This is a genomic window from Ruegeria sp. HKCCD6426 (assembly GCF_057221115.1).
The window spans coordinates 349,627-369,552 of record NZ_JBWVBF010000004.1 but is presented as its reverse complement, the minus strand read 5'-3'; the positions used below and the strand labels follow the sequence as shown (position 1 = coordinate 369,552).

General features: G+C 56.5%; 19 protein-coding genes. 16 read left to right on the top strand and 3 right to left on the bottom strand.

Annotation, left to right across the window (positions count from 1 at the left end; genetic code table 11):
* From AC2TDA_RS14575 to AC2TDA_RS14500, 16 genes are all read left to right on the top strand, one after another.
* Positions 1 to 1,020 carry a TRAP transporter substrate-binding protein gene (locus tag AC2TDA_RS14575; RefSeq protein ID WP_480877100.1) on the top strand — a complete coding sequence of 340 codons (1,020 nt, stop codon included), beginning with the start codon at positions 1 to 3 and terminating at the stop codon, positions 1,018 to 1,020.
* Positions 1,021 to 1,085: 65 nt separating this feature from the next.
* On the top strand, positions 1,086 to 1,652 hold the full coding sequence (locus AC2TDA_RS14570) for a TRAP transporter small permease (protein WP_480877098.1): 567 nt from the start codon (positions 1,086 to 1,088) through the stop codon (positions 1,650 to 1,652).
* Between the two features lie 10 nt (positions 1,653 to 1,662).
* Positions 1,663 to 2,949 carry a TRAP transporter large permease gene (locus AC2TDA_RS14565; RefSeq protein WP_480849192.1) on the top strand — a complete coding sequence of 429 codons (1,287 nt, stop codon included), beginning with the start codon at positions 1,663 to 1,665 and terminating at the stop codon, positions 2,947 to 2,949.
* 16 nt (positions 2,950 to 2,965) lie between these two features.
* A complete protein-coding gene (locus tag AC2TDA_RS14560; RefSeq protein WP_480877095.1) occupies positions 2,966 to 3,403 on the top strand; it encodes a universal stress protein in 438 nt (145 codons plus the stop codon).
* Between the two features lie 8 nt (positions 3,404 to 3,411).
* The gene (gene eutA, locus AC2TDA_RS14555; protein WP_480877092.1) at positions 3,412 to 4,176 is read left to right on the top strand and encodes an ectoine utilization protein EutA; all 765 of its coding nucleotides are present in this window, start codon (positions 3,412 to 3,414) and stop codon (positions 4,174 to 4,176) included.
* Between the two features lie 18 nt (positions 4,177 to 4,194).
* The gene (gene eutB / locus AC2TDA_RS14550; RefSeq protein WP_480877090.1) at positions 4,195 to 5,190 is read left to right on the top strand and encodes a hydroxyectoine utilization dehydratase EutB; all 996 of its coding nucleotides are present in this window, start codon (positions 4,195 to 4,197) and stop codon (positions 5,188 to 5,190) included.
* Between the two features lie 10 nt (positions 5,191 to 5,200).
* Complete coding sequence (eutC, locus tag AC2TDA_RS14545; RefSeq protein ID WP_480877087.1) at positions 5,201 to 6,193, top strand: ectoine utilization protein EutC; 993 nt, start codon at positions 5,201 to 5,203, stop codon at positions 6,191 to 6,193.
* An 11-nt stretch (positions 6,194 to 6,204) separates the two neighbouring features.
* On the top strand, positions 6,205 to 7,392 hold the full coding sequence (gene doeA / locus AC2TDA_RS14540) for an ectoine hydrolase DoeA (RefSeq protein ID WP_480877084.1): 1,188 nt from the start codon (positions 6,205 to 6,207) through the stop codon (positions 7,390 to 7,392).
* Positions 7,393 to 7,395: 3 nt separating this feature from the next.
* A complete protein-coding gene (gene doeB / locus AC2TDA_RS14535) occupies positions 7,396 to 8,382 on the top strand; it encodes a N(2)-acetyl-L-2,4-diaminobutanoate deacetylase DoeB (protein WP_480877082.1) in 987 nt (328 codons plus the stop codon).
* Positions 8,383 to 8,386: 4 nt separating this feature from the next.
* Positions 8,387 to 8,866 carry an Lrp/AsnC family transcriptional regulator gene (locus tag AC2TDA_RS14530; protein WP_480877080.1) on the top strand — a complete coding sequence of 160 codons (480 nt, stop codon included), beginning with the start codon at positions 8,387 to 8,389 and terminating at the stop codon, positions 8,864 to 8,866.
* A gap of 81 nt (positions 8,867 to 8,947) precedes the next feature.
* Positions 8,948 to 10,423, top strand: coding sequence for an NAD-dependent succinate-semialdehyde dehydrogenase (locus AC2TDA_RS14525; RefSeq protein WP_480877077.1), 1,476 nt, complete (start codon positions 8,948 to 8,950; stop codon positions 10,421 to 10,423).
* Positions 10,424 to 10,437: 14 nt separating this feature from the next.
* Positions 10,438 to 11,811 carry an aminotransferase gene (locus tag AC2TDA_RS14520; RefSeq protein ID WP_480877075.1) on the top strand — a complete coding sequence of 458 codons (1,374 nt, stop codon included), beginning with the start codon at positions 10,438 to 10,440 and terminating at the stop codon, positions 11,809 to 11,811.
* Between the two features lie 262 nt (positions 11,812 to 12,073).
* Positions 12,074 to 13,324, top strand: coding sequence for a sarcosine oxidase subunit beta family protein (locus AC2TDA_RS14515; RefSeq protein WP_480877072.1), 1,251 nt, complete (start codon positions 12,074 to 12,076; stop codon positions 13,322 to 13,324).
* Between the two features lie 12 nt (positions 13,325 to 13,336).
* Positions 13,337 to 13,627, top strand: coding sequence for a sarcosine oxidase subunit delta (locus tag AC2TDA_RS14510; protein ID WP_480849175.1), 291 nt, complete (start codon positions 13,337 to 13,339; stop codon positions 13,625 to 13,627).
* Positions 13,624 to 16,578: a sarcosine oxidase subunit alpha family protein gene (locus AC2TDA_RS14505; protein WP_480877070.1), complete on the top strand. Its 2,955-nt coding sequence runs from the start codon at positions 13,624 to 13,626 to the stop codon at positions 16,576 to 16,578. The genes AC2TDA_RS14510 and AC2TDA_RS14505 overlap by 4 nt, the downstream gene beginning before the upstream one ends.
* Positions 16,571 to 17,134, top strand: a complete 564-nt coding sequence (locus AC2TDA_RS14500) for a sarcosine oxidase subunit gamma (protein WP_480877067.1) — start codon at positions 16,571 to 16,573, stop codon at positions 17,132 to 17,134. The genes AC2TDA_RS14505 and AC2TDA_RS14500 overlap by 8 nt, the downstream gene beginning before the upstream one ends.
* Before the next feature lie 3 nt (positions 17,135 to 17,137).
* On the opposite strand, the gene AC2TDA_RS14495 is transcribed toward AC2TDA_RS14500, so the two are convergent.
* The 3 genes from AC2TDA_RS14495 to AC2TDA_RS14485 all read right to left on the bottom strand — a co-directional run bounded on the left by AC2TDA_RS14495 (position 17,138) and on the right by AC2TDA_RS14485 (position 19,903).
* Positions 17,138 to 18,145 carry a GlxA family transcriptional regulator gene (locus AC2TDA_RS14495; protein WP_480877065.1) on the bottom strand — a complete coding sequence of 336 codons (1,008 nt, stop codon included), beginning with the start codon at positions 18,143 to 18,145 and terminating at the stop codon, positions 17,138 to 17,140.
* 89 nt (positions 18,146 to 18,234) lie between these two features.
* Entirely contained in the window at positions 18,235 to 18,885 is a 651-nt protein-coding gene (locus tag AC2TDA_RS14490; RefSeq protein ID WP_480877063.1) for a GntR family transcriptional regulator, read from the bottom strand.
* 151 nt (positions 18,886 to 19,036) lie between these two features.
* Positions 19,037 to 19,903 carry a copper resistance D family protein gene (locus AC2TDA_RS14485; RefSeq protein ID WP_480877061.1) on the bottom strand — a complete coding sequence of 289 codons (867 nt, stop codon included), beginning with the start codon at positions 19,901 to 19,903 and terminating at the stop codon, positions 19,037 to 19,039.
* Positions 19,904 to 19,926 lie beyond the last annotated feature (23 nt).

Below are 19,926 nucleotides of genomic sequence, written 5' to 3'. Positions count from 1 at the left end.
ATGGCTCAATCAGTCAAATTTACGCTCGGGGCCATTACGGCTGCCGGAATTGCACTTACTGCCGTAACAGCAGCACAAGCGGATACCTGGCGATACGCTTTTGAAGAGGCGATGGCCGACGTTCAGGGGGTTTACGCCCAAAAGTTCAAAGAAGAGATCGAGGCGAACTCGGATCACGAAATCCAACTGTTCCCTTATGGTACCTTGGGTGAATCCGCTGACATTATGGAGCAGACCCAGGACGGTATCCTGCAATTCGTTGACCAGTCCCCAGGCTTCACCGGCTCACTGATCCCCGAAGCTCAAGTGTTTTTCGTCCCATATCTTCTGCCCACCGATCAGGATCATCTGGCGCGTTTTTATAAAGAGAGCAAAGCCATCAACGATATGTTCAAACCACTTTACGCCGATCAAGGGCTGGAGTTGTTGAACATGTTCCCCGAAGGTGAGGTCGCGATGACGACCAAGACGCCGGTTGCCACCTGTTCCGATCTTAACGAGGTCAAGTTCCGCGTCATGACCAACCCGCTGCTGGTGGAAAGCTACAAGGCCTTTGGCGCTACACCGACCCCGCTGCCTTGGGGTGAAGTCTACGGTGGTTTGCAGACCAACGTGATTCAGGGGCAGGAGAACCCGACTTTCTTCCTGTACTCGACCAAGATCTACGAAGTTACCGATTACATCACCTATGCGGGTCACAACAATTTCACGACCGCAGTGATGGCAAACAAAGACTTCTATGACGGGTTGAGCGCCGAGGATCAGCAAGTGGTCCAGAATGCTGCAAAAGCTGCTTATGACCACGTGGTGGTCTACCAGCAGCAAGCGGCAGAAACCGAGTTGGCGAAAATCATGGAAGCCAAGCCCGAGATGAATGTCACCGTGTTGTCTGACGAGCAGCGTGCCTGCTTCAAAGAAGCAGCCGCCGAGGTCGAGGCGAAGTTCATTGAAATGACCGGGGACAATGGTGCAGCTATCCTTGAGCAGATGAAAGCGGATCTGGCTGCCACTGCAAACTAACGATCCTTGATGAAAATGGCGGGCCAGATCATTGACTGGCCCGCCATCAGGTGACGGGGAAGATCATGGACAATCCGCACGACACGGCCCTTCCGGGCTTTCTGGGCGTTCTGGACAGTGCAATCAGTCGCATTGAATCGTTTTTGCTGGCGGCAGGCGTGTTGCTTATGGCGGTCAACACTGTGGCGAATGTCGTTGGCCGGTTTGTACTTGGAAACTCGATCTTCTTTTCCGAAGAGCTGAACCGAATTCTGATTATCCTAATCACATTTGCAGGGATCAGCTATGCGGCACGGCACGCAAGGCACATTCGCATGTCGGCAATTTACGACGCGCTGCCCGCCAAGGCGCGCAAGGGCCTGATGGTGGTGATTGCCGTGATTACCGCCGCGTTTATGTTCCTGCTTTGCTATTACTCCGTGAAATACATCGGGGCACAGGCTGCGCGGGGCAGGGTGCTGCCTGCGCTGCAAATCCCTGTCTGGATCATTCTTGTGTGGGTGCCTGCCGGGTTTTTCATGACCGGAACACAATACCTGCTGACCGCAATACGAAACTTTACGTCATCCGGCATCTACCTCTCGACCCATGTCCAAGAAGGGTACGAGAGCGAAGAAGAAATCGAAATCTGAGGGCAATCCGATGGCTGCAACGATCTTTCTGACCATGATTGTCCTGCTTCTGCTGGGCTTCCCGATGATGATCCCCCTGATTGCGGGGGCGCTTGTGGGTTTTCTGATGCTGTTTGGCGATCTGGGCCGAACCGAGACAATGGTGCAGCAGATGATGGCGGGCATACGTCCAGCCTCGCTGATTGCTGTGCCAATGTTCATCTTCGCCGCCGACATCATGACGCGCGGCCAATCGGCAGGTCGGCTGATCAATGTGGTGATGGCTTATGTCGGTCATATCCGTGGTGGTCTGGCGATTTCAACCGCCGCGGCTTGCACCATGTTTGGCGCGGTATCGGGTTCAACTCAGGCGACAGTTGTGGCGATCGGTTCACCCCTGCGGCCGCGCATGCTGAAAGCGGGTTACAAAGACAGTTTCGTACTGGCGCTGATTGTAAATGCCAGTGATATCGCCTTTCTGATCCCTCCTTCGATCGGCATGATTATCTACGGCGTGGTGTCCAGCACTTCGATTGCCGAGCTTTTTATCGCCGGTATAGGGCCTGGCCTGCTGATATTGTTCCTGTTCTCTGTCTACAGCTACATCTACGCGGTCCGAAATAATGTGCCGACGGAACCCAAAGCCAGTTGGTCTGAGCGGTTGAAAACAATGCGCGAGGCGCTGTGGCCAATGGGTTTCCCGGTAATCATCATCGGTGGCATCTACGGGGGCGTTTTCAGTCCGACCGAAGCAGCGGCAGCCTGTGTTCTGTACGCTCTGGTACTAGAAGTGGGCGTATTCCGCTCTATGACGATTGCCAACGTGTATGACACGGCCAAGTCGACAGGGCTGGTTACCGCCATCGTCTTCATCCTAGTGGGCGCGGGCGCCGCGTTTTCATGGGTGATCTCCTTCGCGCAGGTGCCGCAACAGATCCTTGGCGCAATCGGAGTAGCGGATATGGGAGCTATTGGGGTTCTCTTCGTGATCTCAATCGCTTTCTTCATTGGCTGCATGTTCGTGGACCCGATTGTCGTCATCCTTATTCTGGTGCCTGTCTTCGCGCCGGTCGTTCAGTCCGTTGGTCTGGACCCGGTACTGGTTGGCACGATCATCACCCTGCAGGTTGCAATAGGTTCGGCCACGCCACCGTTCGGATGCGATATCTTTACCGCTATCGCCGTATTCAAGCGCCCGTATGCCGAAGTGGTACGTGGCACGCCGCCATTTATCGTGATGCTGTTGGCGGTGTCCGTGGCGCTGATCTTCTTCCCGCAGATCGCCCTGTTCCTGCGTGATCTGGCCTTTGCGAAGTAATGGAGAGAGGCCGCTGATGTTCAACTCAATCCTTGTTCCCTTCGACGGTTCAAAAGGGGGCGAAGCTGCCCTGAAGAAGGCTGCTGAACTGGCTAAGTTGTGCAGCGCCGAACTCACCTTGTTGACGGTCTACAGGCACCACTCGCTGCTTGAGGCATCGATGCATGTGGTGCGTTCGGATACACCAGACGATCTGGATGACATCATGTGTGGGCACGCGAAAGAGGTAGCCGAACACGGTAAATCCATCGCATCGAAGGTTGGCGTTCAGAACTTGCGTGCTTTTGTAAAAGCAGGGCCAGTTGCACGCACCATTACTAAATTCGCAAATGAGCATGGCAACGACCTGATCGTGATCGGCAGTCGAGGACTGGGCTCGCTTGAAGGGGCGTTGTTGGGCAGCGTGTCCCACAAAGTTACAAGCTTGGCGGAAACGCCAGTTCTGGTTGTTTAGGAACAAAGATGGCACTCGATATCTCCTCAACCCCGTCGCGCGTGTCCGCCCGGTTGGATGACCGACCGGTCCGTAAGCGGATTGCCCTGGTCGCGCTGGCAACCGATCACACGTCCGAGCGTGATTTTTCCCGCATTTGCGACCCTGACCGTGTCGGCGTGTATGTAAACCGTATCGGGTTCGAGAATCCGACGACCAAGGAAACCCTCATGCGAACCGGCCCCCGGTTGACTGAGGCGGCGGCGCAGATTTTGCCGGGTGAGGATGTGGACGTGATCGCGTATTGTTGTACTGCGGCGTCAATCGTGCTTGGCAATGACGCGGTCACCCGACACCTGAACGCAGCCAAACCAGATACACCTTGCGTTACCCCTAGTTCAGCCGCTTTCGACGCTTTCAAGGCCTTGGCGGCCAGCCGTGTGTCGGTGCTTACACCTTATAGCGCCGAGGTGACTGATGAGCTGGCACAGTATTTCGGGACCCACGGCCCGGATGTGATCAACGCCAGCCATTTTGGTCTGACGGATGATCGTGAAATGGCGCGGATTTCCGAGGACTGCATCATCGAGGCAAGTATCGCCGCTTGCGATCCGCGCGCGGATGCCCTGTTTCTGTCCTGCACCGGCTTACGCGCCGCCACGTGCGCGCAACGGATCGAAGACCGGTTGGGCAAGCCCGTTGTCACGTCAAATCAGGCCATGGTCTGGCGTTGTCTGCGTCTGGTCGGGCTAAATGAACCAGTGCCAGGATATGGCAAGCTTTTTGAACTCTAATCAGGCAAGATACACTCAATGACACCGAAACTCACGCTTCAGGACAGTTTCTGCGCGCGCGCCCTCATCGACGGGCGTGTCCGGCGGACAGCAACAATCAGCTCACCGTCACTTAGTGCGATCACCGGCGGAAAGGTATCGCTTAAACTGGAGCAAACGCAGATCACTGGCAGCTTCAAACTGCGCGGTGCAACGAATGCGGTGCTGTCGCTAACGGATGAACAGCGTGCTGCGGGTGTTGTTGGCGTTTCCACCGGCAATCATGGCCGAGGTCTGGCGTATGCAGCTGCACGGGCTGGGGTGCGTTGCATCATCTGCATGTCCGAGCTTGTGCCTCAAAACAAAGTCGAAGGCATCAAATCTCACGGGGCCGAAGTGCGCATTGTCGGCCAGTCACAGGACGACGCGCAGGTTGAGGTCGACAAGCTGGTAGCTGATGGAATGGTTCTGCTGCCCCCCTTCGACCATCGCGACATCATTGCGGGTCAAAGCACGATTGCACTGGAGCTGCTGGAACAGACGCCGAATCTGGACACGGTTTTGGTGCCCCTGTCAGGCGGTGGTCTGATTTCCGGTGTGGCCATGGTGATGAAGGCGGTTAACCCTGATATCCGTGTCATCGGCATCTCGATGGAACGCGGTGCGGCCATGTACCAGTGTCTGCAGGCGGGCGGGCCGATCCTGGTTCCCGAGGAGGCAACGCTAGCCGACAGCCTTGGCGGCGGGATTGGTCTGGACAATGCCTACACGTTCGAGATGACGAAATCTCTGGTCGATGACATCGTTTTGGTGAGTGAGGTCGAAATCGCCGACGCTATCCGTCACGCATACTTCATAGAGCGGCAGGTGATCGAGGGCTCCGGCAGCGTTGGAATTGCAGCGCTTCTGTCAGGTAAGATCGGCCCGTTTAATCATTGCGTATCCCTGATCACTGGTCAGAATATCGACATGGCCCTCCATAAACGCCTGATTGACGGGGAAAATGTCGACGTGGCAGCGGAAGCTAAGGCTTAAGGAGGCGCAGATGCCAGATATCAACATCCTGACCGAGGCGGAATTGCGCGCGCTGATGCCATTGGACCTTTCCGCGATCGATTGTGTGGAAGGCGGGTTCAAGGTGCTGGCCGGTGGGCAGGTCCAAATGCCGCCCATTCTTTCGATGCCAATCCCTGACCACAACGGAGAAATTGACGTTAAAACCGCTTATGTGCCGGGATTGGACAGTTTCGCGATCAAGATGAGCCCCGGCTTTTTTGACAATCCAAAGCTGGGCCTACCCAGCACATCCGGCCTTATGGTGCTGTTTGCTGCCAAAACCGGGATGTTAGAGGCTCTCTTGTTGGATAACGGTTATCTGACAGATGTCCGTACTGCGGCGGCGGGGGCTGTGGCCGCGCGCCATCTGTCGCGTGAAGATGCAAAATCCGCCTGTATCCTGGGGTCTGGTATGCAGGCACGTTTGCAGCTCAAGGCGCTGTCGCTGGTTCGCCCGATCACAAAAGCGACCATCTGGGCACGGGACTTTGCTAAGGCCCAGCAGTGTGCCTCCGAAATGAGCGCAGAGCTGGGATTTGAGGTTAACGCCAGCGAAGATGCTGCGGCCTCGGTTTCCTCAGCGGATGTCGTCGTTACCACGACTCCGTCTACTTCTCCGATTGTTCAGGCAGATTGGTTGCGCCCCGGTCAACATATCACGGCGATGGGGTCGGACCAGGACCACAAAAACGAACTGGAGCCCAAATGCTTGGCTCGGGCGGACTTATACGTCCCGGATCGCCAATCACAGACGGAAAGGATGGGGGAATTGCGTAGCGCTATTACCGCTGGTCTGGTCAAGGCAGACCTCAAGTTCGCCGAGTTGGGCGACATCGCAAGCGGGCAGCGTTCGGGCCGAAAGTCGGACACTGACATAACCATCGCTGATCTAACCGGAACCGGTGTCCAGGACACTGCAATTGCCACCTTCGCCCGACAGCGCGCACAGGACGCGGGTCTGGGAACGATTTTCACCAGCTAAGAGAGTCAAAGATGCCGACACCCACGTTGCATTTCTCCACATCAGAGTTTCAGGCCCGGATCGACAAGACCCGTTCTGAAATGGCCCGACGGGGTATCGACACGCTCATCGTGACCGATCCGTCGAACATGAACTGGCTGACCGGCTATGACGGCTGGTCTTTCTACGTGCATCAATGTGTCGTTCTGACCATGGATGGAGAACCGATCTGGTTCGGGCGCGGTCAGGATGCCAACGGCGCCGTGCGAACCTGCTTTATGGATCCGTCGAATATCATCGGCTACCCCGATCACTACGTCCAATCGACAGAGCGGCATCCGATGGATTACCTGTCCGCTCAATTGACGGATCGGGGTGCAGGTGCCGGCACAATCGGTGTGGAGATGGACAATTACTGGTTCACTGCCGCTGCCTATGTATCACTGCAAAAGAATCTACCGAATGCTAAATTCAGCGATGCCAATGCGTTGGTCAACTGGCAACGCGCGGTAAAGTCCGAGACCGAGCTGACCTATATGCGACAGGCCGGGAAGATCGTCGAACGGATGCATCAACGCATTTTCGATAAAGTTGAACCGGGTATTCGCAAGTGTGATCTGGTGGCCGAGATTTACGACGCCGGATTGCGCTATGACGCAGGGATGGGTTTTGGCGGAGACTACCCCGCCATTGTTCCTCTGCTGCCTTCCGGGTCAGATGCGGCGGCACCGCATCTCACCTGGGACGATCAGAAGATGAAGTCTGGCGAGGGCACGTTTTTTGAAATTGCTGGAGCTGTTCATCGTTACCATTGCCCACTGTCTCGCACTGTCTTTCTAGGCAAGCCAACGCAAACATTTCTGGACGCAGAAGTTGCTGTATTAGAAGGCATGGAGGCCGGGCTTGAGATGGCTAAGGCCGGAAACACCTGTGAAGATATCGCTAAGGCGTTTTTCAAAGTGCTGAAGAAATATGGCATCGAAAAAGACAACCGTACGGGTTATCCGATTGGCGTCAGCTACCCGCCCGACTGGGGCGAGCGCACTATGTCTTTGCGCCCCGGCGACACTACGATTTTGCAGGAAAACATGACCTTCCATTTCATGACCGGTCTTTGGATGGAAGATTGGGGTTTTGAGATCACCGAAACTATCCGCATCGGGGAAACAGGTCCCGAATGCCTGTCGAACGTACCTCGCAAAATGTTGGTGAAGGACTGATTGATGAAAGCGAATCCGATTTCACCAACCATTCCGCTGGAACAGGACGGCGTACATCATGGCTTCCTGAAGCTGCCCTACAGCCGGGACGACAGCGCCTGGGGGTCCGTAATGATCCCGCTGACGGTGATTCAGAACGGCAACGGCCCGACCGCACTGTTGACCGGCGCCAATCACGGCGACGAATACGAAGGCCCGGTCGCGCTGCATGAGCTGGCCGCGAATACCCGTGCCGAGGAGGTGACAGGTCGGCTGATCATCGTTCCGGCATTCAATTACCCTGCGTTCCGGGCGGGCACTCGCACTTCTCCCATCGACAAAGGCAACATGAACCGGTCTTTCCCCGGTCGCCCCGATGGCACAGTAACCGAGAAGATTGCCGACTATTTCCAGCGCACGTTGTTGCCGATGGCGGATGTAGCCGTGGACTTCCACTCTGGTGGTAAAACGCTCGACTTTGTGCCCTTTGCGGCTGCCCACATTTTGGATGACAAAGAAACGCAAAGGGCGTGCTTTGCCGCGATGAAAGCGTTCAACGCGCCGTATTCCGTGGAGCTGTTGGAAATCGATAATGTCGGTATGTACGACACTGCTGTTGAGGAAATGGGCAAAGTTCTGGTCACCACCGAGTTGGGGGGCGGAGGGTCATCTACGGCACGCAGCAATGCGATCGCCAAGAAAGGCCTGCGCAATGTGCTGATCCACGCCGGAATCCTGCAAGGGGAAATGCAACTGGATGAGACCGTGAACCTGACGATGCCGGATGACGATTGTTTCCTGTTCAGCGAAGGTGACGGGCTATACGAGGCAATGATCGATCTTGGTGACCCGGTTTCAAAAGGTGATCTAGTTGCACGGGTCTGGCCATTGGATCGCACCGGACAAGCGCCACAGGAATACCGCGCCCTCCGCGATGGTCTTTTGATCAGCCGCCATTTTCCCGGCCTGATCAAATCTGGCGATTGTGTCGCCGTGTTCGGCGTGACCTGAGCCCATGCAGTTGGACCAACGCGATCTGGAAATTCTGCGTGTGCTGTCAACCGAAGGCCGCATCACCAAGGCTGCATTGGCCGATCAGATTGGTCTTTCGGCTACACCCTGCTGGGACAGGCTAAAGAAACTGGAGCAGGCCGGTCTGATCGAGGGATATGGCGCCCGGATCAATCTTAAGAAACTGGCGCCTCACGTGACGGTGTTTGTCGCTGCCGAAATCGCGGACCACACCGCCGCCAGCTTTCGCGCATTTGAAGCTGCAATGCAGCGGTACGATGAGGTTGTGGCCTGCTGGGCGCTGGGCGGCGGCTTTGACTATCTGTTGCAGATCGTCACCCGCGATATCGACGCCTATCAACGCTTGATCGACGAGATGCTGGACGCCCGGATCGGGCTGTCGCGGTATTTCACTTATGTAGTGACCAAGCCAGTGAAAGGCGGCGGTGCACCACCGTTAGACTTACTACTAAAAGGCAGTTGATTCCTCTGCGATCAGAGCGATGTTCAGTCACATCTTCTGCACAGGATAGGCAGATTCTCCTGTAAATACAGGAGAGGAATCATGTTGGATACAGCTCTGTCCGCACGTGTGAATATTCAGGATAAGGCTTTGGTGCGTTCGTTTTCCTACGTAAATGGGAAATGGTGCGCGTCAAGAACCGGTGACAGTTTCAGTGTGACTGATCCAGCCAGCGGCGACTATCTGGGCGACGTGACGGCGATGACCGCAGAGGAATCTTCTGCCGCAGTAGACGCGGCAGAGGCGGCCTTTTCGGCTTGGTCCGGCTTATTACCGCAGGAGCGCGCAGCCATCCTGCGCCGTTGGTTCGAGTTACAGATCGAACACAAAGAAGATCTGGCCCGCATCATGGTGCTAGAACAAGGCAAACCGATTTCGGAAGCCCGCGGTGAAATCGACTATGGCGCAGCTTTTGTCGAATTCTATGCAGAGGAGGCAAAACGCCCCAATATCGAAGGCATCACCAGTCATCTGCCGGATGCCGAGGTTGAGCTGTGGCGTGAACCATTAGGTGTCGCAGCTCTGATTACTCCGTGGAATTTCCCGTCGGCTATGTTGACACGTAAGGCCGCGGCGGCACTGGCGGCTGGCTGTACCGTGGTTGCACATCCATCGGGTGAAACACCATTCAGCGCGCTGGCGTTGGCCGAATTGGCTGAACGCGCCGGCATACCTGCGGGCGTATTCAATGTGGTGACAGGATCCGCACCAACCGTGGTGGGGCCGTGGACGCGCGATCCACGCGTTCGTGCGCTGTCTTTCACCGGGTCGACGGAGATTGGCAAGCTGCTCTACCGACAATCGGCCGAAACGGTCAAGCGGCTGGTGTTGGAATTGGGCGGCCACGCCCCGGTTATTGTCTTCAAGGGCGCCGATCTGGATGTAGCCGTAGCCGAGACGATCAAAGCCAAGTTTGCCACGTCGGGTCAGGACTGTCTGGGTGCAAACCGAATTTTTGTAGAACGCCCTGTTTATGACGAGTTCTGCGTCAAATTCACCGAGGCTGCGCAAAAGCTAACTGTTGGATTCGGGATGGATGACCCGGATATTGGCCCGCTGATGAATGAAAATGCGGTTGCGAAACAGGAAGATCATGTGGCCGACGCGCTGGACAAAGGCGCGAAACTGGCTTGTGGTGGCAAAAGGCATTCGCTTGGTCCGCTGTTTTATGAACCAACAGTACTGGTCGATGTACCGGCCGATGCGCGCATCCTGTCCGAGGAAACATTTGGTCCGGTCGCCCCCATCACTCCGTTCGATACCGAGGACGAGGTGATCGCCCGTGCCAATGACAGCGAATATGGTCTGGTTGCCTATCTCCATAGCCATGATCCGCGTCGCATCTACCGTCTGAGCCGCGCGCTGCAATTTGGCATGGTGGCCGTCAACCGTACCAAAGTGACCGGTGCGCCCATTCCTTTTGGTGGCACCAAGCAATCCGGGCTTGGCCGCGAGGGCGCGCGTCAGGGAATGGAAGAATTCACCGACATCAAATACGTCTGCCGTGATTGGGCGTGAGAAAGGACTAAAACATGCTTAGGAACGATCAACTCGACCAATGGGACCGCGAGAATTTCTTTCACCCGTCTACTCATCTGGCACAACATGCCAGAGGCGAAAGCCCGAACCGGATCATCAAGACCGCTAGCGGTGTATTCATCGAAGACCGCGACGGTACCAAACTGTTGGATGCTTTCGCCGGCCTTTATTGCGTCAATGTTGGCTATGGTCGTCAGGACATCGCCGATGCCATCGCGGATCAGGCACGTGAACTGGCTTATTACCACTCTTATGTAGGTCACGGTACCGAGGCCTCAATCACGCTGTCGAAAATGATCCTCGACCGGGCGCCTGCGAACATGTCCAAGGTGTATTTTGGCCTCGGCGGATCGGACGCGAATGAGACCAACGTCAAGCTGATCTGGTATTACAACAATATACTGGGACGCCCTGAAAAGAAAAAGATCATCTCGCGCTGGCGTGGTTACCATGGGTCCGGGCTGGTGACGGGATCGCTGACCGGTTTGGAGTTGTTTCATAAGAAGTTCGACCTGCCTGTGGAGCAAGTGATCCACACCGAGGCACCATACTACTACCGCCGCGTAGACCTTGATCAGACTGAAGAGCAGTTCGTAGCCCACTGTGCAACTGAGCTTGAAGCGCTGATTGAGCGTGAAGGGGCTGACACAATTGCTGCATTCATCGGAGAACCCATTCTGGGTACCGGCGGTATCGTTCCTCCGCCCGAGGGGTATTGGGCCGCGATCCAGGCCGTTCTGAAAAAGCACGACGTTCTTCTGGTCGCTGACGAGGTTGTGACTGGGTTTGGACGCCTCGGGACAATGTTCGGATCGGATCACTATGGAATAGAGCCCGATATCATTACCATCGCCAAGGGCCTGACGTCCGCATATGCTCCACTTTCGGGGTCAATCGTCAGTGACAAGGTCTGGAATGTGTTAGAGCAAGGCACTGATGAGAACGGACCCATAGGGCATGGCTGGACCTATTCGGCGCATCCAATCGGGGCCGCTGCCGGTGTTGCGAACTTGAATCTGATCGACGAGTTGAACCTTGTCAGCAATGCAGGCGATGTTGGGGCTTATCTGAACACCACCATGACCGAAGCGCTGGCGGATCATCCACAAGTGGGCGACGTGCGCGGTGAGGGTATGCTGTGTGCAGTAGAATTCGTGAAGGACAAGGACAACCGTGCCTTCTTCGATGCGGCGGACAAGATTGGACCACAAATCTCTGCGAAACTTCTGGATCAGGACAAGATCATCGCCCGAGCCATGCCTCAGGGAGACATACTCGGGTTCGCACCGCCCTTCTGTCTAACCCGAAAGGAAGCCGATCGAGTGGTAGCAGGCACGGTACGCGCCGTTAACGCCGTATTGGGGTAGAGGATTATTCCTTTAAGTAGTTTGACCGGGTTCTCTCGCAACCCGGTCAAAATCGACTGTCAGCTTTTGCAAGGCGGCAGAAACAGCATTTAGGCTTGGCAATTGGTGATCTAAGTCTGAGATAATTGGCGACCGTTCTGAGCCTGAGTTTTTTGCCAAACGTGAAAATCTGTCGTTTCCGAATTTAATTCTGTCCGAAACAACGAGTGAATAACGCACCGGGGTGCGCGCAAATTGGAGGCTGCTATGAACAGGAGCTTTCATGCGATATTCAGCTCTGAAGATCTTAAAAGAGGCGGTGACTGGCCACAAAGGTTGGGGCCCGCAATGGCGTGACGTCGCGCCTGGCAGAGCCTATGACTATGTCATAATCGGCGGTGGCGGCCACGGGTTGGCGACAGCCTATTACCTAGCCAAAGAATTCGGAGCCGCGCGCATTGCGGTTCTGGAGAAAGGTTGGATTGGAGGCGGTAACGTTGGGCGGAACACGACGATTATCCGGTCGAATTATCTGCTGGACGGGAATGAGCCGTTTTATGAGTTTTCCCTCAAACTGTGGGAAAATCTTGAGCAGGAACTCAATTACAACGCGATGGTCAGCCAGCGCGGTATCCTGAACCTCGTGCATTCGGATGCGCAGCGAGATGCGGCGCGGCGGCGGGGCAATGCGATGATCCTGAACGGGTCCGATGCCGAGTTGTTGGATGCCGAAGGCGTACGCGCGATGTATCCGTTTCTGAATTTCAACAATGCGCGGTTTCCGATCAAGGGCGGGTTGTTGCACCGGCGGGGAGGAACCGTTCGCCACGATGCGGTCGCTTGGGGGTTTGCACGCGGCGCGGATATGCGCGGCGTGGATATCATTCAGAACTGCGAAGTCACAGGCTTTCGGATCGAGGGCGGCAAGGTTTTGGGCGTCGAGACCACTCGCGGCTATATCGGCGCGAAAAAGGTGGGCGTCTCTGTCGCGGGCAATTCCAGTCGTGTGATGGCGATGGCGGGAATGCGCCTTCCGATTGAAAGTCACGTTTTGCAGGCGTTTGTCTCAGAGGGGCTCAAGCCTTTCATCCCTGGGGTGATCACCTATGGCGCGGGTCATTTCTATTGCAGCCAGTCTGACAAGGGTGGGTTGGTCTTCGGTGGCGATCTGGACATGTACAATTCCTACGCTCAACGCGGAAACCTGCCGGTGGTCGAGGATGTAGTCGAAAGTGGGATGTCATTGATACCAGCTCTTGGGCGTGCTCGTCTGTTGCGCAGCTGGGGCGGGATCATGGATATGTCCATGGATGGATCGCCCTTCATCGATAAAACGCATATCGACGGGCTCTATTTCAATGGTGGCTGGTGTTATGGCGGCTTCAAGGCGACGCCAGCGTCCGGCTACTGTTTCGCCCATCTTCTGAAGACTGACCGCCCGCATGAAACCGCGACAGCCTATCGGCTGGACCGGTTCATGACCGGGCACATGATCGACGAAAAAGGGCAGGGCGCCCAACCGAACCTGCACTGAGGGGTTTATCAGATGATTATCAACCATCCTTTGCTTGGCCCGCGTGACGCGCAGGAATTCACCTATCTGGGCGACGCGTCCCTCATCAACCGCCCCGACTGGCAGGCTGAGAATGCGGCGCAGGCGTTTCACGATTACCTCTACCTACGCGACAACCCGGCCGGCGAACATCGCGAATTGTGGTTCCACGAACAAGGCGACCGGTCGTGGCTGGTGGTCACTCGCAACACGGTGACGCACGAAATTCTGAAAGTCGAGCTGGCGCGAGATGTCGCCAAAGCCGCAAGGAAGGCTGCCCAATGATACAACACAATCGTCTGAATGGTGGCCTGATCAACCGTGACGCCAGCCTGAGCTTCAAATTCGACGGCAAGTCTTATCAGGGGTTTGAAGGCGACACACTGGCCTCGGCCCTGCTGGCCAATGGCGTGCGGCTGATGGGCCGGTCGTTCAAATATCACCGTCCGCGCGGGCCGCTGACAGCGGGTAGCGAAGAGCCGAATGCGCTGGTCGAGCTGCGCTCGGGCGGGCGGCAGGAACCCAACACGCGTGCCACCGTGGCCGAGCTTTATGACGGGTTGAACGCCAACTCGCAGAACCGCTGGCCGTCGCTGGAACGCGACTTTATGGCGATCAACGACCGGTTCTCGAATTTTCTGACCGCGGGCTTCTATTATAAGACGTTCATGTGGCCCAAGGCGTTCTGGGAAAAGCTGTATGAGCCGATCATCCGCAAGGCCGCTGGTCTGGGCAGCCTGACCGGAGAGGATGATCCGGATGCATATGACAAAGGGTTTCTGCACTGCGATCTGCTGATCGTCGGGGCTGGGCCGACAGGTTTGACGGCAGCTTTGACCGCAGGGCGTGCGGGCGCGCAGGTCATTCTGGCCGATGAAGACTTCCGCTTAGGCGGACGCCTGATCGCTGAAACGGGGTCTCTGGCTGACATGTCCGGCGCAGATTGGGTTGCGCAGACGCTGGCCGAGCTGGCGTCGATGAAGAATGTGCGAGTGATGCCGCGCACGACTGTTTTTGGTGCCTATGACCATGGAATTTACGGTGCTGTTGAACGCAATGCGGATCATGTGATCGCGCCCGATGCATATAAACCGCGTCAAACCTTGTGGCGTATCTACTCCAAACGCGCGCTTATCGCGACCGGGGCTATTGAGCGGCCCATCGCGTTCGCGAACAACGACCGGCCCGGCATTCTGCTGGCCGGAGCGGTGCGGGCCTATGCCAACCGATGGGCCGCAACGCCCGCACAATCGGTTGTGGTGTTTGCCAACAATGACGATGCACACCAGACGGCGCGCGATTTGATGGCGCAGGGCGTCCAGGTCCCGGCCATTGTGGATACGCGACCCGATGCACCTGACGTTGAAGGTGCCGAGGTCCTGAAAGGGGCCGAGATCATTAACACCTCGGGCCGTCTGGGGCTGACCTCGGTGCAAGTGCGCACCGACAAAGGCTATACCCGCGAACTGCATTGTGAGGCGCTGGCGATATCCGGCGGTTGGAACCCGAATCTGGGCCTGACGTGCCATCAGCGCGGCCGCCCGGTCTGGAGCGGTGATATTCATGCCTTTGTTCCGGGAGAGGGCCTGCCCGTTGGCCAGATCGTGGCCGGGGCTGCCAAGGGTGACCTGACCACGGATGCGGCGCTGCAAGGTGGCGCGGCGGTGGCTGTGAACGCGCTGGAGGAACTGGGGATCACCGCAACGCCTGTTGACTTGCCCACAGCAGCGGACGCGCCTGTTTCGATCACGCCGTTCTGGCATGTCAAAGGCGCCAACCGCGCGTGGCTGGATTACCAGAACGATGTGACCGTCAAGGACGTCAAGCTGGCGCATCAAGAGAACTTTACCTCGGTCGAGCATCTCAAGCGCTATACCACGCTGGGCATGGCAACGGATCAAGGCAAGACATCCAACGTCGGTGCTCTGGCGGTGATGGCCGAACTGACAGGTAAGTCAATCCCGGAAACCGGTACGACGATTTTCCGCCCACCCTATACGCCTGTGGCAATGGGGGCCCTTGGTGGTCGTGCGGTCGGCAAGGATTTCCATCCGACCCGTCTGACACCCAGCCACAAATGGGCCGAGGAACAGGGCGCGGTGTTTGTCGAGGTCGGCAATTGGCTGCGCGCCCAATGGTTCCCCCGTAAGGGTGAGACCCATTGGCGGCAATCGGTGGACCGCGAGGTTCTGCAGACCCGCAATTCGGTCGGCGTGTGCGATGTGACCACGCTGGGCAAGATCGACGTGCAGGGTGCAGATGCCGCTGCTTTCCTCAACAAGATCTATGCCAACGGCTTTGCCAAACTGCCCGTCGGCAAGGTGCGCTATGGCCTGATGCTGCGCGAGGATGGCGTGGCGTATGACGATGGCACTGCCGCACGTCTGTCCGAAGACCATTTTGTCGTGACCACGACCACCGCCAACGCGGTTCTGGTCTATCGCAACATGGAATTCGTGCGCCAATGCCTGTGCCCGGATATGGACGTGCAACTGATTTCGACCACCGAGGCCTGGGCGCAATATGCCGTAGCCGGTCCCAACAGTCGCAAGCTGCTGCAAAAGATCGTGGACCCTGAATTCGACATCTCCAACGAGGCATTCCCCTTCATGGCCTGCGGTGAGATCACCGTCTGCGGCGGCCTGCGGGCGCGGCTGTTCCGTATCTCATTTTCGGGCGAGCTGGCTTACGAAATTGCCGTGCCCACGCGTTACGGCGATGGCTTGATGCGTGCGCTGATGGAAGCTGGCGAAGAGTTCGATGTAGTTCCTTACGGCACCGAGGCGTTGGGCGTCATGCGGATCGAAAAGGGCCACGCTGCGGGCAACGAGCTGAACGGGACGACAACGGCGCTGAACCTCGGCCTTGGTCGTATGGTCAGCACAAAGAAGGACTGTATCGGCAATGTGCTCAGCCGCCGTGAGGGGATGAACACCCCGGATGCGCTGGCTTTGGTCGGGCTGATGCCGGTGAACGCCAAAGATAGCGTTCCGGCTGGGGTGCACCTGATGAACAAGGACGGGCCAATCGATGCGGGCCATGATCAGGGCTATGTCACCTCGGCGGCCTTTTCGCCGATCCTAAACAGCTCCATTGGTCTGGGCTTCGTCAAAGGCGGTTTCGACCGCATGGGAGAGCAATTGCGTCTGGTCAACCCGCTGGAAGGCCAGGAGGTACTGGTCGAAATTGTCAGCGCTCATTTCGTGGACCCGGAAGGGGAGAAGCTTCGTGCATAAACTGAAATCTATCACCGCGCTGGGGGGCGACACGCCGCGCAGGGATGAAATCGGGGCGATCACAATCACCGAGGTTGCGGATCAAGCCTTGGCCTCGATTGCGGTGCGCGCAGGTCAGCTAGATACCGTGAAGCAGGTGCTGGCTGACAAGATTGGTCTGAACTTGCCGGTGGTCGGCCAATCCGCACAGGCCGGGCCATACGCCGCATTCTGGACCGGGGCGGAGCAATGGATGATCAGGGCCTCGCATGACAGCCACGAACTGTTGGCATTGGAATTGAAGCAAATCGTTGGCGACAAAGTATCAGTCGTCGAGCAGACAGATGGATGGTGCCGGTTCGACGTCGCAGGGGAGAGGCTGTGCGATCTGTTTGAGCGTCTGAGCCATGCGCCGGTACGCACAATGGAGACAGGCACCGCGTTGCGTACCACGGCAGAGCATCTGGGTGTGTTCCTATGGCGTCTGGCCGAAGACCGCATGGCGGTCATCGCCCCCCGATCTTCGGCCGGGTCATTACATCACGGGATGTTGGCCGCAGCCCGGTCGATTGCTTGACCTTCAGCCCGAGGGCAGAACGTCATCGCTGCCGACCCGCATCGAGTTCTTGGCGCGCCGGTCACTAATCGGCGTCACACCAAAAGTTTCGCGATAATGTCGCATAAACGCACCGGGCGTGGCATATCCGACCATATAGGCAACTTCGGCGATCGGGTCGTTGGTATACAGAACCAGTTGCCTCGCTTGGTTCATCCGCATCTTACGGTAGTAGCTTAGCGGGCTTTGGCCTGTTGCCTTTTTGAATCCGCGTTCCAGTGACCGCGGTGACAGGCCGACTGCCTCGGCCACTTCGCCGATCTGGATCGGGCTTTCGATATGTTCGGCAAAATGCTGAATGGCGCGTGCGACCTGTTTTGGCAGCAAGTCCTGGCTTTTGGCGGTAGAGATTGCGGGAACCTTCTGCGACATGGCCGCGCTGCGGATGAAAGGATGCTGAAACCAGCAGGCGACCTCGGCCATGATGTCGCCACCAAGCCGTTCTTCGATCAACGTGAGCATATGGTCAAACACGGCGGATGCACCGGAAATGGTTGTGAATGCGCCTTCATCGTGAATGACGGTGCCCTGTATCGGGATTTCAGGAAACTCGGCCCGAAAGGCGGCCTCGTAACACCAATGAACCGAGAGCGGGTGAGCTCCGGTCAGCTGCGTTCTGGCCAACGGAAACACGCCGCCGCTGATTGCACCGAGGCGCGTTTTGTTACGCAACATTCTTTGAAGAGCAGCGTTTGCTTTGGAGGGTTTGGTAAATTTACCGTTGGGGCTGGAGGCAAATAACAAGTGATCCAGCGATTGTAACTCTGCCAAGGTGCAATCAGGTGCAAAGGTAACCCCAGCAGAGGATTGCACTGGCTCGTTGCTTTCAGCAATCACTGTCCAGCTGAACGCGTCCTGACCCGAGATCTCATTGGCTGCTCGCAATGGTTCGATGCAAGAGGTCAGACACGCCATGGGGAACCCGGGAAAGACCAGGATGCCAAGCGATGTGGTGTTTGTAGCTTCTGACATTTTCAGATCATTACCTCTTTGTGCCTATTCCTGATGGGCGCATCAGGTGATCGAATGGAGTCATCTTGTCCGCAGTCATATTGGCAGATTCAGCAGATGTTTTCATTCAATTGAAAGGCGTACCCAATGTAGTTTCCCTGCAGATAGCCAACGGCTGCAATATTGTTGTGCACCTGTGCTATCTGAAAATCCGAAGTCTGCTTGATCAATGCGTCACATACTTCTGGCCCCTCTATATGTTCCAAGCGGCGCCAAACGCTGGATGCTTGGACGTACGCCAGTTTCCAGAGTTTCCACAGCGACGTGACCAAGGATTGCAGGCGCTGGTTCAGTTCCACGTACTGCTGAGACTCAGGACGTTCTCTCAGGACCAGAGCACGTTTATGGATCGAGAGCACTTCGTCGCGGTGGTGAGTTTCAGCAGCGACCGGTGACAGCTCTCCGATCATATTGGCCAATACCATTCTCATTTCGCAAAGGTGCCGTTTGCGCTCGTCCGAAAGCTTGGTAACCACCGTCCCGACACCGTTGCGTGTTTCGTCCAGCCCAAGATGACCGACGTGTGCGATCGCATCTCTGGCAGGTTTTCTGCTTACGCCAAATTCCTTGGCAAGCACAGCCACTTTCAAACGGTAGCCAAGCCGGTAGAACGCAAAGCGGATAGGTTCAAGAGTTTGCTCCTGAGTCTGATCTACAGTCGATTTATCGGGTGAATCGTTTCGCAATTCCGCAAGGTTCAAGGCTTTGACCTTCTGTGTTAGCAGGGGCTAGTTTTTGATCTCTGATCAGGGTTCCTTCAACAATCTCAGCCTTTCTTACCATGATTGGATTTCAGACCCGGACCAAAGCAGCAATAGCAAAGGCAAGAGCTAATTCTACATTCAACGTTTCTCAAATCGGAAGCGCCAGGACGCTGGTGAGCGTCGATGTCGTGATCAGTACGAATAGAATAATTACTGCTTCGATCTCGATCGAGCGCGCGAGTTGACGCGCCGCCTTGGCTTCTCCGGCCTGTATGGCTGGAACGAAACGGAGCTTGTTTACAACGGCCAAGCTCAGGACCGCTGCCACAAGCAGAACTTTGACCAACAAAGCTTGACCATAACCAGTCAGGAAGAGGGCATTCAGAGTACCCGATAGTGACCAGGCCATCCAAAGCCCTGCCAAGATCAGGGCCGGGACTATCAGGGAAGCGGCTTGCCCGAACCTGTATCCCAGCAGCCCTGCGTTTTCCGATTGCTCAGGCTGGCGAGACAAACCCCACAGCGGGCCAAGGACCCCAATCCAAAATGCTATACCCAGAAGGTGCAGCAGGAGGAGGAGACGGAATCCGGTACGGTCCAACGCGGGAACGTGCCCTATCTGCACAAAGGACCATAGGGCCAAGATACCGCCAGCAAGCGCGATCCAATGGCCAAAGCGTGGGATGAACAGTCCCGCAATGATCAATGCAGAGCCAGCAACACGGTAGATTAGGGCGTCACCAACTGAGGTTTGCCACAGCAATCCAAGCATCTCCGGATCGGTCAAACCGTGAATTTCACCCGCCAATGCGGCTCCGCGCAACATGAACCCAACGATTGTCGCAGTAAGCGCAAGCGCTGCCAGGAAGATGGCAAGCTTCCGCATTCGGCTAAACTGCGGAGCCACTAAGCCGGGATACACGCATCTGATGATCATAAGCCCCGTCGACCCCGCGAAGCCGACATAAAGCATCGTCTTCACGAGGATCGCGGCCATTCCCCAGAGGTCTGGCATTTTCATTCCACGTTAAAGGAGAA